The sequence below is a fragment of the Streptomyces sp. TLI_146 genome, from assembly GCF_002846415.1.
Lineage (GTDB): Bacteria > Actinomycetota > Actinomycetes > Streptomycetales > Streptomycetaceae > Streptomyces.
In genome coordinates this window covers 3702320-3717438 of sequence record NZ_PJMX01000001.1, presented here as the reverse complement: position 1 = coordinate 3717438, position 15119 = coordinate 3702320, and the positions used below count along the sequence as shown (strand labels likewise).

At 70.9% G+C, this 15119-nt stretch carries 13 protein-coding genes and 1 pseudogene; 1 reads left to right on the top strand and 13 read right to left on the bottom strand.

Going from position 1 to position 15119, the window contains the following annotated elements:
• Positions 1–42: 42 nt before the first annotated feature.
• Both BX283_RS16760 and BX283_RS16755 read right to left on the bottom strand, forming a co-directional pair.
• Positions 43–324: a hypothetical protein gene (locus tag BX283_RS16760; protein ID WP_101388403.1), complete on the bottom strand. Its 282-nt coding sequence runs from the start codon at positions 322–324 to the stop codon at positions 43–45.
• Positions 325–435: 111 nt separating this feature from the next.
• Positions 436–1311 carry a DUF4429 domain-containing protein gene (locus BX283_RS16755; protein ID WP_101388402.1) on the bottom strand — a complete coding sequence of 292 codons (876 nt, stop codon included), beginning with the start codon at positions 1309–1311 and terminating at the stop codon, positions 436–438.
• A 144-nt stretch (positions 1312–1455) separates the two neighbouring features.
• Between BX283_RS16755 and BX283_RS16750 the strand changes: the two genes are divergently transcribed.
• Positions 1456–3039 (top strand): beta-N-acetylhexosaminidase, encoded by a 1584-nt coding sequence (locus BX283_RS16750; RefSeq protein WP_101388401.1) that lies wholly within the window; start codon positions 1456–1458, stop codon positions 3037–3039.
• Positions 3040–3303: 264 nt separating this feature from the next.
• Here BX283_RS16750 and BX283_RS16745 read toward each other — a convergent pair whose 3' ends face one another.
• The 11 genes and pseudogenes from BX283_RS16745 to BX283_RS16700 form a co-directional block, all read right to left on the bottom strand.
• Positions 3304–5082 (bottom strand): IucA/IucC family siderophore biosynthesis protein, encoded by a 1779-nt coding sequence (locus BX283_RS16745; RefSeq protein WP_101388400.1) that lies wholly within the window; start codon positions 5080–5082, stop codon positions 3304–3306.
• A complete protein-coding gene (locus tag BX283_RS16740; protein WP_101388399.1) occupies positions 5079–5630 on the bottom strand; it encodes a GNAT family N-acetyltransferase in 552 nt (183 codons plus the stop codon). The genes BX283_RS16745 and BX283_RS16740 overlap by 4 nt, the downstream gene beginning before the upstream one ends.
• Positions 5627–6901 carry a lysine N(6)-hydroxylase/L-ornithine N(5)-oxygenase family protein gene (locus BX283_RS16735; RefSeq protein WP_101388398.1) on the bottom strand — a complete coding sequence of 425 codons (1275 nt, stop codon included), beginning with the start codon at positions 6899–6901 and terminating at the stop codon, positions 5627–5629. The genes BX283_RS16740 and BX283_RS16735 overlap by 4 nt, the downstream gene beginning before the upstream one ends.
• On the bottom strand, positions 6882–8327 hold the full coding sequence (locus BX283_RS16730; protein ID WP_101388397.1) for an aspartate aminotransferase family protein: 1446 nt from the start codon (positions 8325–8327) through the stop codon (positions 6882–6884). Before BX283_RS16730 ends, BX283_RS16735 begins: the two co-directional genes overlap by 20 nt.
• A gap of 208 nt (positions 8328–8535) precedes the next feature.
• Positions 8536–9375 (bottom strand): siderophore-interacting protein, encoded by an 840-nt coding sequence (locus BX283_RS16725; protein WP_101388396.1) that lies wholly within the window; start codon positions 9373–9375, stop codon positions 8536–8538.
• Between the two features lie 2 nt (positions 9376–9377).
• A complete protein-coding gene (locus BX283_RS16720) occupies positions 9378–10412 on the bottom strand; it encodes an ABC transporter substrate-binding protein (RefSeq protein WP_101388395.1) in 1035 nt (344 codons plus the stop codon).
• A gap of 98 nt (positions 10413–10510) precedes the next feature.
• On the bottom strand, positions 10511–10687 hold the full coding sequence (locus BX283_RS40650) for a hypothetical protein (RefSeq protein ID WP_180357173.1): 177 nt from the start codon (positions 10685–10687) through the stop codon (positions 10511–10513).
• Between the two features lie 358 nt (positions 10688–11045).
• Positions 11046–11846 (bottom strand): acyl-CoA dehydrogenase family protein, encoded by an 801-nt coding sequence (locus tag BX283_RS16710; protein ID WP_257584315.1) that lies wholly within the window; start codon positions 11844–11846, stop codon positions 11046–11048.
• Positions 11847–11906: 60 nt separating this feature from the next.
• A pseudogene (locus BX283_RS41600) lies at positions 11907–12205 on the bottom strand (acyl-CoA dehydrogenase family protein); the annotation flags it as partial.
• Between the two features lie 6 nt (positions 12206–12211).
• Positions 12212–13141, bottom strand: coding sequence for a hydroxymethylglutaryl-CoA lyase (locus BX283_RS16705; protein WP_101392396.1), 930 nt, complete (start codon positions 13139–13141; stop codon positions 12212–12214).
• Between the two features lie 8 nt (positions 13142–13149).
• A complete protein-coding gene (locus tag BX283_RS16700) occupies positions 13150–15105 on the bottom strand; it encodes an acetyl-CoA carboxylase biotin carboxylase subunit (RefSeq protein ID WP_101392394.1) in 1956 nt (651 codons plus the stop codon).
• Positions 15106–15119: the final 14 nt, after the last annotated feature.

Below are 15119 nucleotides of genomic sequence, written 5' to 3'. Positions count from 1 at the left end.
CGACGTACAAGTCCAACAAGTTCCGGCGTGTGCTCAGCCGTATCAGCCGTAGACGATGCGGCGCAGCTGCCGGAGCGAGAGCTCCGGTGGCGCCACGGCGCGGTGCGGCAGCTCGGCCGCGATCCGCTCGAAGATCTCCGCGTTCACCAGACCACCGGACTGCAGCTCACGGTGGCGGCGGCGGACGAATTCCTCGTACGTCTCGTCGAAGTACGCCAGCACCTCAAGTACCACCCGGGCCGCTTCGCCGCGCTGGAGCGCGGTGCTGCGCACCAGATGGTCGATGAGGTCGTCGTGGGACGACGGGCTGCGGCGTTCGAGCACCCGTCGATATTGCGGGGAATCCCGCCCTCACGCAAGAATCCTGCCCGATATCGGGCAGGATTCTCATGATCATACGCATCCTGGTACAGACCAGGCTCCTTCAGGGGGCGCTCACAGCCGCTTCAGCACGGCCTGCTTGGCGAAGGTGAACTCCTCCTCCGTGAGGATGCCGGACTGGTGCAGTTCCCCGAGCTCGCGCAGCCGCCGCAGCAGGGCGTCCGGGTCGTCGGCGGCGGCGGGCGCGGGGCCGAGCGCCTTGGGCTCCGGCGCGGGTCCGGGCTCCGGCGCGTGCGGGTGCGGCATCCGCACCACCACGGCCGCGGCGAGCAGCGCCATCAGCGGGTCCTTCTTGAATCCGTTGAGCTCCACGGCGTGCGGATCGCGCCCGGCGGGCACCCGGGGCGCGTTCGGCGAGCTCACGAAGCGCAGATGCCCGTCCACCAGCCCCCGCGCGGGCAGCCACTCCACCGCGTGCAGATCCTCCACGGCGAGGGTGGCCGGACCGGCGCCCGTCTTCACCTCGTCGGTGTGCCAGGTCCACTCCAGGCGGACCACCCGCCCGTCGAACCCGGCCGTGGCGTCGCCCGCGCTCACGGTCATCGGCAGCGAGGGCCCCGGCAGGAGATAGCGGTCGACCGGCCCCGTGGGCACCGAGTCGAGCAGCAGGGCGTTGCGGACCTCGTCCACGAAGTACTCGGCTATCGCGGCCGCCTTCGTCTCCACGGTCAGGGTGTACGGGTCGGAGGCGTCGTCCAGCTTGCCTCCGGTCACCTGGAGCAGCGGGTCTGCCCCGTCGCGCAGCCTCAGCCGAAGCCGCCCGGTCTTGCGCCCCGGCTCGTACGCCACCCCGGCCAGCGCCACGAGCGGCACCGTGACCTCGCCGAGCGTGCGGCGCAGCAGGCTGACGCCCTTGTCGCTGCCGGGCACGATGCGCACGCCGTCCCCGTCGAAGCTCCAGGTCCCGTCCTTCTGGATGATTTCCGCCATGAGGTGATTCTTCCATCCGGCCTTGCGGGGCCGGGCAGTTGGGCGACCGGTCCGCACTGGTCTACACCTTGACCGCCGGTGGGGCGGGCGGTTGTGATGGGTTCCGTTCGGTTGCTCGGCGTACCCCGTTGAAGGGAACCGCTAGTGAGTCAGCGCAGAACTGTGTCCCTGTTGCTCGGCGCCCTGCTGCTGGTGGCGGCGGCGGGCACCTCGGCCGGAGCCGCGACGGGCTCCACGACCACGGCCCGCGCCCCCCGACCCCTCGGCCAGATCGTCCCCGCGCCCGCGTCCGTCGCGCCGGGCGGCACCGCGTACACGATCACCTCCACCACCCCGATCCGCGTCGCCGCCGGCGCGGGCGCCGAGGGCCGCCGGATCGCCGGATATCTGGCGGACGTGCTGCGCCCCTCGACCGGGTACGCGCTGCCGGTGCGGGCGGACGGCCCCGGCGGCATCCGGCTGCGGCTCACCGGCGACGCGCGGCTGGGGGAGGAGGGGTACCGGCTGGAGAGCGGCCGGGGCGCGGTCACCCTCACGGCGCACCGGGCGGCCGGGCTCTTCCACGGCGTCCAGACGCTGCGGCAGCTGCTGCCCGCGTCGGTGGAGAGGAGGACGCGGCAGCCGGGCCCGTGGCAGGTGGCGGGCGGGACGATCGAGGACAGCCCGCGGTACGCCTACCGGGGCGCGATGCTCGACGTCTCGCGCCACTTCTTCACGCCCGGGCAGGTGGAGCGGTACATCGACCAGCTGGCGCTGTACAAGGTCAACAAGCTGCATCTGCACCTCAGCGACGACCAGGGCTGGCGGATCGCGATCGACTCCTGGCCGAGGCTCGCGGCGTACGGCGGGCAGACGCAGGTGGGCGGTGGCAGGGGCGGCTTCTATACGAAGGCGGAGTACGCGGAGATCGTCCGGTACGCGGCGAGCCGCTATCTGGAAGTGATCCCCGAGATCGACACTCCCGGCCACACCAACGCGGCGCTCGCCTCCTACGCCGACCTGAACTGCGACGGTGTCGCGCCTTCCCTCTATACCGGCACGGACGTCGGTTTCAGCTCACTGTGCGTGCCGAAGCCGGTGACGTACGCGTTCCTCGACGACGTGGTGCGGGAGCTGGCGGCGATGACTCCGGGTCGATATATCCACATCGGCGGCGACGAGGCGCACTCGACGGCGCACGCGGACTACGTGGCCTTCATGGACCGGGCGCAGGCGATCGTCGGCAAGTACGGCAAGACGGTCCTCGGCTGGCACCAGCTGGCCGGGGCACGGCCGGTCGCCGGGGCGGTGGCCCAGTACTGGGGCACGGACGGCGACGAGGCAGAGGTCGTCGCGGCGGCGAAGGCGGGCACGAAGCTGGTGATGTCGCCGGCGAATCGGGCGTACCTGGATATGAAGTACGACGCGCACACGGAACTCGGTCTGGACTGGGCGGGGTTCGTGGAGGTGGACAAGTCGTACGGGTGGGACCCGGACACCTTTGTCGCCGGGCTTCCGGCCGGGGCGGTGCTCGGGGTCGAGGCGCCGCTGTGGTCGGAGACGCTGACTGCGAGCGCGGACGTCGAGTACATGGCGTTCCCGCGCCTCCCCGGGATCGCGGAGCTCGGCTGGTCCCCGGCGCGGACCCACGACTGGCCGTCGTACCGGGCCCGGCTGGGGGCGCAGGGGCCGCGGCTGGAGGCGCTGGGGGTGAACTTCTACCGGTCGCCGGTGGTGCGATGGGAGTAGGCCCGGGGTTTGTCTGCGGGCCGTCCCCAACTGGTCGCGCAGTTCCCCGCGCCCCTAAAAGGCTCGGCTTCGCCATCGCCGACGGCCGTACCCCCTAGGGGCGCGGGGAACTGCGCGACCAGCCACAGACGGCCCGCAGATGAAAGAAGCGGGGTGCAGGGGCCGCAGGCCCCGCAAACGGGGTCCGGGGCCGCAGCCCCCGGGAAAACACCTCCGCCCCCTCCCACCCCCGGAGGGTTCAGGGAAGGGGCGGGGTGGGGGAAATCAACCCGCGATCGGATTCGGCAAGGTGCCCACCAGTTGCAGTGCCCCCGCCGGGTCCGCCAGGTCCACCATCTGCTTGTTGTTGCGCAGTTGCAGACGGTTCAGGCACGACAGCGCGAACTCCGGCGCGAACATGTCGTACTGCTTGAACTTGTCCGACAGCTCCGGTACCGACGCCTGGTACGACGTGACGCACTCCGCCACCGCCGCCCAGAACTCGTCCTCCCCGATCACGCCCTCGCTCACGAGCGTCGCGTTCAGGAAGCGGAAGAAGCAGTCGAAGACGTCCGTGAAGACGGACAGCAGCTTCATGTCGTCCGGCACGTCCGCGCGGATCCGCTCGACCGCCGGCGGCAGCACCGCGTCCGGGTCCATGACCACGATCTCCTCGGCGATGTCCTTGAAGATCGCCCGCGACACCGTCCCGTCCTCCGCCAGGACCAGGATCACGTTCTCGCCGTGCGGCATGTAGGCCAGGTCGTACGCGTAGAACGAGTGCAGGACGGGGAGCAGATACGCGTCCAGGTAGCGGCGCAGCCACTCCGTCGCGCCCACCCCCGACTCCGCGATCAGCGCGCCCGCGAACGACGCCCCGGCCCCGTCGACGTGCAGCAGCGACGCCATCGTCGCCAGGCGCTCGCCCGGCGCCAGCGACGGGACCGGGCTCTCCCGCCACAGCGCCGCCAGCATCTTGCGGTACGGCGAGTAGCGGTCGGTGGCGCGCTCGTACTGGCGGTGGTGGTAGCCGATCGCCGCCCGCTCGCGGATGATCGAGAAGCGGGCCGCCTGAAGCACGGAGTCGCGCTCCACCACTCCCGCCAGCCAGTCGTTGATCGCCGGGGTCGCCTCCATGTACGCCGCCGACAGGCCGCGCATGAAGCCCATGTTCAGGACCGAAAGGGCCGTCTTGACGTAGTGCTTCGTCGGGTCTGTCGTGTTGAAGAAAGTTCGGATCGACTGCTGGGCCAGGTACGTGTCGTCGCCCGCTCCCAGCGGCACCAGCCTGTCCTGGGCCACCTCCGCCGCGAACGTCACCGACAGCTTGTTCCACCACTGCCAGGGGTGGACCGGCAGCAGCTGGTAGTCCGCGAGGTCCAGCCCCCGCGCCGCCATCGTCGCGGCGAAACGTTCCAGCGTCGCCGCGCCCAGCTCCGCCTCGATCAGCGTCTCGTAGTCGAGCCCCGCGCCCGAGGTGAAGGTCGCCCGGTCGCGCCGCGCCGCCAGCCAGATCAGCCGGACGGGCGCGGCGGCCTCCGGCGCGTACGCCGCGTACTCGTGCACACCGAACCCGAGCCGCCCGTTGTTGGCCACGAAGCACGGGTGGCCCTCGGTCATGCCCGTCTCGATCGCCTGGAAGCCCGCACGGGCGAGCTCGGCCGCCGGGGTCTGCTCCTTGGTGAGCTTGTACGCCGTACCGGAGAGCGTGGAGGAGATCTCCTCCAGGTACACCGGCAGGATCTCGTCGCTCAGGCCCAGCGTCGCGCGCAGCTCGATGAAGAAGTCGAGGGCGTCGAGGGGGAGCCGGCCGGTGGACCCGTGCCGCGTGACCGACTCCGGGTCCACCTGCCAGTGGTCCAGCGCGTACAGCGCGGCGGTGAAGCGGTACTCCACCGTGCCGTCGTCGCTGCGCACGCTGTACCGGTCGTCGCCCAGCGGCTGCGGCTTCAGCAGCCGCTCGTGGGAGAACTCGGCGAGCGCCTTGCGGATCAGCAGCCGGTTGGCGCGCGTCCACAGCTCGGGGGTGAGGTGCGCGACGCCGGTGTCGGGGGTCGTCGTCATCGGGTGGCCTCCTCGAACGCGGCCCGCGTGCAGACGCTCAGCAGCGCCCTCTTCTCCGGCTTGGTGATCTCGCCGACGACCTCGAAGCCGACGGCGGCGTTGAGCGCGTGGACGGGCTTGTTGCCCACGTCCGGCTCCACGACGACCCGCCGGGTCGCCGGGTCCGCGAACAGGTGCCCCACCACGGCGGTGATCACCGCGCGGGTGAAGCCGTGGATCGGTGTGCCGGTCGGCGCGACCAGGAAGTGCATGCCGACGTCGCCCGGCTCGCTCTCGTACAGACCGACCAGCTCGCGGTGGGCCGGGTCGTACTTCTCCATCAGGAAGGCGGGCTCGCCGTCGTGCAGCCCGAGCAGCGCGTGGTGGTGCTCGTCGGCGGCGATCTCCATGTACGCCCGCTCGACGTCCTCCAGCTTCGCGTCCTGCATCATCCAGAACGCGGCCTTGGGGTGGGTGACCCAGCCGTGCAGCAGCTCGGCGTCCTTCAGCGGATCGAGGTCCCGGACGGTGAAGGTACCTATGCCGGAGGGGGTGTGCGTGGTGCTCATACGGCGAACTCCTGGAAGGCGATGGACTTCTCGACCGGGTAGTACTCGCGGCCGAGCAGCTCGCCGATGATGTACGCGTTGCGGTAGGCGCCCATGCCCAGGTCGGGCGAGGTGATCGAGTGGGTGTGCACGGCGGCGTTCTGGAGGAAGATCTCGCGGCCGTTGGTGTCGATGGCGTAGTTGCGGGCCACGTCGAAGCGGCCGCGGCCGTCGCGCCTGAGGCGGTCGGCCACCGGGGCGAGGAACTCCGGCTCGGCGTACTTGTAGCCGGTGGCCAGGACCAGGCCCTCGGTGTCGAGGGTGTAGTCCTTCTCCTGCTCCTCCTGGCGCAGACCCAGCGTGTACGTACCGGTCGTGGTGTCGTAGCTCGCCGCGTTCAGTGAGGAGTTGGTGAGCAGCCGGGTGCCGACGGGGCCCTTGAGGCTCTTCTGGTAGAGCAGGTCGAAGATCGCGTCGATGAGCTCCGAGTCGATGCCCTTGAACAGGCCCTTCTGCTGCGTCTCCAGGCGGTAGCGGGTGGCCTCGGGCAGCGCGTGGAAGTAGTCCACGTACTCCGGCGAGGTCATCTCCAGCGTCAGCTTGGTGTATTCGAGCGGGAAGAAGCGCGGCGAGCGGGTGACCCAGTTCAGCCGGTAGCCGTGGACGTCGATCTCGCTCAGCAGGTCGTAGTAGATCTCCGCCGCGGACTGCCCGCTGCCCACCAGGGTGATCGACTCCTTCTTCTGGAGCGCCTCCTTGTGGTCCAGATAGCGGGAGTTGTGCAGGTAGTCACCGCCCAGGCCCTGGCACGGCTCGGGGACGAACGGCGGGGTGCCGGTGCCGAGCACCAGCCGCCGGGCGCGGAACTCGGAGCCGTCCTCGGTGCGTACGACGTACACCTCGTCCTCGTACGTCACCGTCTTCACCGTCTGGTTGAAGCGGATCGAGGAGAGCTTGCCGGCCGCCCAGCGGCAGTAGTCGTTGTACTCGGTGCGCAGCGGGTAGAAGTTCTCGCGTATGTAGAACGAGTAGAGGCGGCCCGACTCCTTCAGGTAGTTGAGGAAGGAGTACGGCGAGGTCGGGTCGGCGAGGGTGACCAGGTCCGACATGAACGGGGTCTGGAGGTGGGCGCCCTCCAGGAACATGCCCGAGTGCCACTCGAAGTCCGGCTTGGTCTCCAGGAAGAGGCCGCGGAGCTCGTCGACCGGCTCGGTCAGACAGGCGAGGCCCAGGTTGAAGGGCCCGAGGCCGATCCCGATGAAGTCGTACGGCTCACGAGGCTGCGTGGACAAGGTTCTCTCCCAGGTACTGCTCGGCGTGGCCGGCGATCAGATCGAGGACGGCGGCGATGTCGGAGACCGTCGTCTCGGGGTTGAGCAAGGTGAACTTCAGGTACTGGCGGCCGCCGGTCTTGGTGCCGGCGACGACGGCCTCGCCGGACGCGAACAGCGCCTTGCGGGCGTAGAGGTTGGCGCGGTCGATCTCGGCGGGCGAGGTGACCGCGTCCGGGATGTAGCGGAAGACCAGGGTCGACAGGGTGGGCTCGACGACGACGTCGTAGCGCGGGTCGGCGGCGAGCAGCCGCCAGCCCTCCACGGCCAGGTCGCACACCTCGTCGAAGAGCGAGCCGATGCCGTCGGCGCCCATGGTGCGCAGCGTCATCCACAGCTTCAGGGCGTCGAAGCGGCGGGTGGTCTGGAGGGACTTGTCGACCTGGTTGGGGATGCGCTCCTCGGCGGCCCGGCGCGGGTTGAGGTAGTCCGCGTGGTACGTGGCGTGCCGCAGCGTGCTGCCGTCCTTGACCAGGATCGCGCTCGAACTCACCGGCTGGAAAAAGGACTTGTGGTAGTCCACGGTGACCGAGTCGGCGTGCTCGATGCCGTTCAGGAGGTGACGGCGGGTCGGCGAGACCAGCAGTCCGCAGCCGTACGCGGCGTCCACGTGCATCCACGCGCCGTACTGGGCGCAGAGGTCGGCGATCTCCGGCAGCGGGTCGAGGGAGCCGAAGTCGGTGGTGCCCGCGGTGGCGACGACGGCCATCGGGACGTTGCCCTCGGCGGCGCAGCGCTCCAGGGCGCGGGCGAGCGCCACGGTCTGCATCCGCTTGTCGTGGTCGCAGGGGATCGACACGACGGCGCCACGGCCGAGACCGAGCAGCTGGGCGGACTTCTGGACGCTGAAGTGGCTGCACTCGGAGGAGAAGATCCGCAGCTTCGACAGGTCGTCGGTCTTGGCCTCCTCGCGGGCGAGCAGCAGCGCCTGGAGGTTGGACTGGCTGCCGCCGCTGGTGAACACGCCGTCGGCGGAGGGGCCGTAGCCGACGCGGCCGGCGGTCCAGTCGATCAGCCGGCGCTCGATGAGGGTGCCGCCGGCGCTCTGGTCCCAGGTGTCCAGCGAGGAGTTGACGGCCGAGAGGACCGCTTCGCCGAGGACGGCGGGGATGACGACCGGGCAGTTGAGGTGGCCCAGGTAGCGGGGGTGGTGGAAGTAGACGGCGTCGCGCAGGTACACGTCCTCCAGCTCGTCCAGGACGGCGGAGGTGTCGCCCAGCGGCCGGTCGAGGTCGACGCGGTCGATGAGCGGGGCGATGTCCTCGACGCCCGCACCGGTGAACGGGCGGCGTGTCGCGGCGAGTTTCGACGCCACCCGCTCGACTCCTTCGGTCACGGAGCGCCGGTAGCTCTCCGCCGTCGTGTCATTGAGCAGGTGCGAACGCATGAACTGTCCTCCCGGATCGGGGACTTCGTCGGGCCCTCCGGGCAGAAAGGAAGGGGGCGAGGACCGCGATCTCGAAGTAAGGTTAGCCTAACCTAAGTTCGATCTCAACAAGCCCTCGCCCCCTGTGAAGTGGGCTCCGCCGCATGCCCTTAGGGGCGCGGGGAACTGCGCGATCGGCCACACACGGCCGGCAGTCGCGCAACAGCCCCTACGCGGCCTCTTCCTCGCGCAACTGGTCCTCCGAACGCCCCCTCCGCCAGTAGCCGACGAAAGTGACGTTCCTGCGGTCGACCTGACGCTCATTCACGAAGTGCCGCCGCAGCTCGCGCATGGTGGAGGCCTCACCGGCGATCCATACGTACGGGTCGACCCCGGGGAGAGCTGGCTCGGCGCGGACGGCATCGAGGACGGAGGGTGCGCCCTCCTCGCGTACGAGCCAGGTGATCTCCGCGTCCGCAGCCGTTGGCAGCGCCATCCGGTCCCCGCTGAACGGCACTTCGAGCCACACCCGCGCGCGCGTGCCGGCGGGCAGCCACTCCAGGATGGCGGAGACGGCGGGCAGCGCGGTCTCGTCACCCCAGAGCACGACCCCGTCCGTACCGGCCGGCGGCCGGAACCGTACCGCCGTGTTGTCGGCGACCGCCGGACCGAGGACCGCCACACGGTCCCCGGGCTCGGCGCGCGCCGCCCAGCGGCACGCCGGGCCGCCGTCCTCGTGGAGCGCGAAGTCGATGTCGACCTCGTCGGGGTCGCGGCGCTGCTCGCGCAGGGTGTACGAGCGCATCACGGCCCGGACGTCGTCGGGCAGCGCCCGGTACTCCGCGAACCACGTCTCGGGGTTCTGGGTCAGCGGCAGTACGGGCGCGTCCTGGCCGGGGTGCGGCAGGAAGAGCGAGAGGCTCTGGTCCCGGCCGCCGCCCTCGAAGTACGCCAACTGCTCGCCGCCGAAGGTGATCCTGACCAGCGACGGGCCGAGCCGCCGGGTCCGTACCACGCTCAGGTCGAAGAGACGGAAGGGGACGGTGGCGGTCTCGGCTGTCAGCGTCATGGTCAGGCAACCTTCTTCGCGGTCTCGATGGCCTTGGCGAGGGTTTCGAGGATCGGGGTGCACTTGTCGTACGAGTAGATCGGCTCGGTGGTGCGCGGGGTGATCTGGCCGGCCTTGACGGCGGGCAGCCCGGTCCAGGTCGGCTTGGACTTCAGGGCGTCCGGCTGGAGGGCGGTGGAGCGGTTGTCCATCATGATCACGTCGGCCTTGTACTTGCCGACGTTCTCCCAGCTGAGCTCCTCGAAGAAGCCCTGCGCGTTGACCTTCGGCTCGACGAACTTGACGCCCAGCTCCTGGAAGTACGCGGTGTCGGCGGACGTCTTGGCCGCGGAGACGTAGAACAGGTCGGCGCTGGCGGAGCCGATCATCACCGTGACGCCCGGGTTGGCCTTGGTGGCGGCGCGCAGCCGGGCGGCGGCCTTCTCGAAGCGGGCCTTGGCCTCGGTGAACTTGGCGGCCTTCAGGTCGGCGCCGAGCGAGGCGGCGAGGTCGGCGCGGCGCTGGAGCGCGGCCGGCATGCTGATCTGCGCGGCCCACAGCGCGACGCTGGGGGCGAGCTTGAGGATCTTGTCCTTGCTGTTGTCCGGCACGTACCAGAGGGCGTCCTTCTCCCACATGTCCGTGACGAGCAGGTCGGGCGCGAGGGCCGCGTACTTCTCGACGCTGAACTCGCCCCAGACGTTGCCGAGGATCTCGACCTTGTTGATGTCGAGGTCGCCCGCCTGGACGTCCGGCTTGCCGTCCTTGGCCTTGGTCGGGCCGAACACGGCCTTGACCTCGATGCCGTAGTCGTGGAGGGCGGCGGCGGTGCCGGTGAAGGCCACGATCGTCTTGGGGGTGGACTTCGTCTCGACGGTCTTGCCGCGGTCGTCCTTGAAGGACCAGGGGCCGGACTTGCCGGACTCCGCGGCCTTCTGCGAGTCGCCCTTTTTCTTGTCGTCGTCCCCGCACGCGGCCAGCGCGGCCCCGAGGCCGATGGCGCCGCCGGCGGCCAGCAGGCCGCGACGGGAGAGGAAGGACGCTCGGGAAATGGGCATGACGATCCGTTTCGTACGTGCCGGGGTCGGCCTCTGGCAGTTCCTGGGTAGGTTAGCCTAACCTCACAAGGATCTGTAGAGGGGTCTCCCGGGAGTGCCTACCGCCGCAGCGGGGCGTACGTGAAGCGGACCTTGTGGGACGCGGTCGGCTCGTAGAGCGTCCGGCACCCGGCGCAGTGCCAGTGCCAGTGGTCGGCGGCGCCGGGGGCGGTGGTGGAGGTGTCCTTCCACAGCGCCGGACGCGTGGGGCAGGCGGGGCAGGTGGGCGGGGTCACGCTGCCCAGGGTGGGGGCGGGGACGGGGTGGCGTCGCCCGTACGGCACGGGGCCACCCCATCGAGCGAAGTCTTTGTCTGCGGACCGGTGGGTGGCCGAGCGCGCAGTTCCCCGCGTCCCTTTTGGCCCGGGGTTCGTCTGCGGGCCGTCTGTGGCTGGTCGCGCAGTTCCCCGCGCCCCTTAGATGCCGCTGCGCGGCAATCCCCCGGGCGGCCCGAAGGGGCGCATTTAGGGGCGCGGGGAACTGCGCGAGCAACCGGCCACGGTCCGCGGACGAACGAGGCTTTTGAGGGGCGCGGGGAACTGCGTGCTCAGCCACCCATGACCCGCAGCCGAACACCGGGCCAGAAGAGGGGCGCTACGCCGGCAGCCCCAACTCCCGCGCGATCAGCATGCGCTGGACCTCACTCGTGCCCTCCCCGATCTCCAGGATCTTGGAGTCGCGCCACATCCGCGCCACCGGATACTCGTTCATGAACCCGTACCCGCCGTGGATCTGCGTGGCATCGCGCGCGTTGTCGACCGCGACCGTCGACGAGTACAGCTTCGCCAGCGCCGCCTCCTTCTTGAAGGACTCGCCCCGCACCAGCCGGGACGCCGCGTCGCGCCAGCCCACCCGGGCCATGTGCGCCCGCATCTCCATGTCGGCGATCTTGAACTGGATCGCCTGGTTGTCGCCGATCGGGCGGCCGAACGCGTGGCGCTCGTGCGCGTACTTCACCGATTCGTCGACGCAGCCCTGCGCCAGACCCGTGGCCAGCGCCGAGATGGCGACGCGGCCCTCGTCGAGGATCCGCAGGAACTGCGCGTAGCCCCGGCCCTCCTCGCCCAGGAGGTTGGCGGCCGGGACGCGGACGTCCTGGAAGGACAGCTCGCGGGTGTCCGACGCGTTCCACCCCACCTTCGAGTACGGCGCGGCCACCGTGAAGCCCGGCGTGCCGGACGGGACGATGATCGAGGAGATCAGCGGGCGCCCGTCCGCCTTGCGGCCGGTCACGGCCGTCACCGTCACCAGGCCCGTGATGTCCGTACCCGAGTTGGTGATGAAGCACTTCGTGCCGTTGATGACCCACTCGTCGCCGTCGCGCACCGCCGTCGTACGCGTGCCGCCCGCGTCCGAGCCGCAGTCCGGCTCGGTCAGACCGAACGCGCCCAGCATCTCGCCGGAGCAGAGCTTGGGCAGCCACTCCCGCTTCTGCTCCTCGGTGCCGAACCGGAACACCGGCATCGCGCCGAGCGAGACCCCGGCCTCCAGGGTGATGGCGACCGAGGAGTCGACCCGGGCCAGCTCCTCCAGGGCGATGCCTAGCGCGAGGTAGTCGCCGCCCATGCCCCCGTACTCCTCGGGAAGGGCAGCCCGAACAGGCCCATACGGCCCATCTCGCGGACGATCTCGTACGGGAACTCGTGGCGCTCGTAGAAGTCGCCGATCTTCGGGGCGATGACGTCGTGCGCGAACTCCTCGACCGTACGGCGGAGTTCTTCGTGCTCGTCGGAGAGCCGGTGGTCAAGGGACATGGGGGGTCACTCCTTGTGGGAGTCGGGGGAGAGGGCGCGGACGGTGCGGGACGGGCTCGGCCGTCCCAGCTGCTCGGCGAGCCAGACGCTGGTGGCGGTGAGCCTGCCGAGGTCGACCCCGGTGTCGATACCGAGGCCCTGGAGCATCCACACGAGGTCTTCGGTGGCGAGGTTTCCGGTGGCGGACTTGGCGTACGGACAGCCGCCGAGGCCGCCCGCCGAGGCGTCGACGGTGGCCACGCCGTGCTGGAGCGCGGCGAGGGTGTTGGCGAGCGCCTGGCCGTACGTGTCGTGGAAGTGCACCCCGATCGCGGAGGTCGGCACGCCCTCCTCGTTCAGCGCGGCGAGCAGGCTCTGGACGTGGGCCGGGGTCGCGACCCCGATCGTGTCCCCGAGGCTCAGCTCGTCGCAGCCCAGGTCCATCAGGGACTTGGCGACCCGGACGACCTGGTGGACGGGGACGGCTCCCTCCCACGGGTCGCCGAAGCACATCGACAGATAGCCCCGGACGTGGACCTTCTGCTCCTTGGCGCGGGCCACGACGGGCGCGAACATCTGGAGCGACTCGTCCACCGTGCGGTTCAGATTGGCCTTGGCGAACGACTCCGTGGCGCTGGCGAAGACCGCGATGCGGCGGGCGCCGAGCGCGAGCGCCCGGTCCAGGCCCCGCTCGTTGGGCACCAGGACGGGCAGTGCCACGCTCTCGATGCCGTCGAGCATGGGGAACAACCGCTCGGCGTCGGCCAGTTGGGGCACCCACTTGGGGTGGACGAAGCTGGTCGCCTCGATGGTGGTCAGGCCCGCGTCCGCCAGGCGGTGGATGAACTCCGCCTTGATCTCGGTGGGGACGACGGCCTTCTCGTTCTGCAGGCCGTCGCGGGCCCCGACCTCGTGGATCCGCACCGAGGCGGGCAGGCCCCGCGCCGGTACGACCATGGGCAGCGTCACTGGTCCTCCTCCTTCGGGGTCACCACGGCCAGGACCTGGTCCATGGCCACGGTCGAGCCGGGGGAGACGTCCAGCTCGGTGACGGTGCCGGCGTGCGGGGCGGAGATGACGTGCTCCATCTTCATCGCCTCCACCACCAGCAGGCTCTGGCCCGCGTCGACCTCGTCGCCGACGGCCACCTTGACGACGGTGACGGTGCCGGGCATCGGCGCGGCCAGCGTGTCGAGGCCGCCGCGCGCGCCGCCGGTGAGGCTCGCCGCGACGGGGTCGTGGTCCAGCACATGCCAGCTGTCCCCGTCCCGCCCGAGCCAGGTCCCCTCCGGGGAGGGGACGGTGGTGAAGGTGTGGGTGAGGCCGTCGAGCTCCACGGAGACCTGGCCGGGGGAGACCCGGCCGACGGCCGTGCCGCGCACCGTGTGAGTAACGGGTTCGAGTCCCGGTACTCGGAACGGGAAGGCCAGGGGCGCCGGTTCGCCGCCCATGCGCCAACCGCTCGGCACCGCGAACGGGTCCAGCCACGCGCCCGTGACGCGGGGGCGCAGCCCCTCCTGCCGCACCAGCGCCGCCGCCGCGTACACCTCCTCCGGCACCCCCTCCGGCACCAGCGAGTCCGCCTCGCGCTCCACCAGGCCCGTGTCGAGGTCGCCCGCGACCACGTCCGGGTGGGCCAGGAGGCGGCGCAGGAAGCCCGCGTTGGTGGGCACGCCCAGGGTGACCGTGTCGGCCAGCGCCGCCCGCAGCCGGCGCAGCGCGGTCGCCCGGTCCGGCCCGTACGCGATGACCTTGGAGAGCATCGGGTCGTAGAGGCTGCCGACCTCCGTGCCCTCGCTCAAACCCGAGTCCGTGCGCACCCCGTCGCCCTGCGGCTCGCGCAGCGCCAGGACCGTACCGCCCGAGGGCAGGAAGCCGCGGGAGGGGTCCTCGGCGCAGATGCGGGCCTCTATGGCGTGGCCGGTGAGGGTGATGTCCTCCTGCCCGTACGGCAGTTCCTCGCCCGCCGCGACCCGCACCTGCCACTCCACCAGGTCCAGGCCCGTGATGAGCTCGGTGACCGGGTGCTCGACCTGGAGGCGGGTGTTCATCTCCATGAAGTAGTACGAGGACGGGTCGCTGCCCGGGACGATGAACTCCACCGTGCCCGCGCCCGCGTAGCCGCAGGAGCGGGCCGCCTGGACCGCCGCCTCGCCCATCGCGGCCCGGGTCGCCTCGTCGAGCAGGACCGAGGGGGCCTCCTCGATGATCTTCTGATGGCGGCGCTGGAGGGAGCACTCGCGCTCGCCCAGGTGCACCACGTTCCCGTGGCCGTCCGCGAGGACCTGGATCTCGATGTGGCGGGGGCGGTCGATCCACCGCTCCACCAGGAGCGTGTCGTCGCCGAAGGAGGCGCGGGCCTCGCGGCGGGCGGCCGCGATCTCGTCGGCGAGCGCCGCCTCGTCGCGGACCAGCCGCATGCCCTTGCCGCCGCCGCCCGCGCTGGGCTTGAGGAGCACGGGCATGCCGATCTCGCGGGCCGCGTCGGCCAGTTGGCCGTCGGTCAGGCCGCTGCCCGAGGAGCCGGGCACCACCGGGACACCGGCCGCCTTCACGGTCTCCTTGGCCCGGATCTTGTCGCCCATCAGGGAGATCGCGTCCGCCGGAGGTCCGATGAAGACCAGGCCCGCCTCGGCGCACGCGCGCGCGAAGGCCGCGTTCTCGGCGAGGAAGCCGTAGCCGGGGTGGACGGCCTGGGCGCCGCTCTTCGCGGCCGCCTCCAGGAGCCGGTCGATGGAGAGGTAGCTCTCGGACGCGGCCGCCGGGCCGATCCGCACCGCCGTGTCCGCCTCCCGCACATGCCGGGCGTCCGCGTCCGCGTCGCTGAACACCGCGACCGAGCGCACCCCGAGGGCGCGCAGGGTGCGGATGACGCGGACGGCGATCTCGCCCCGGTTGGCGACGAGGACTGTGTCGAACATCGTCATGGTCCGCC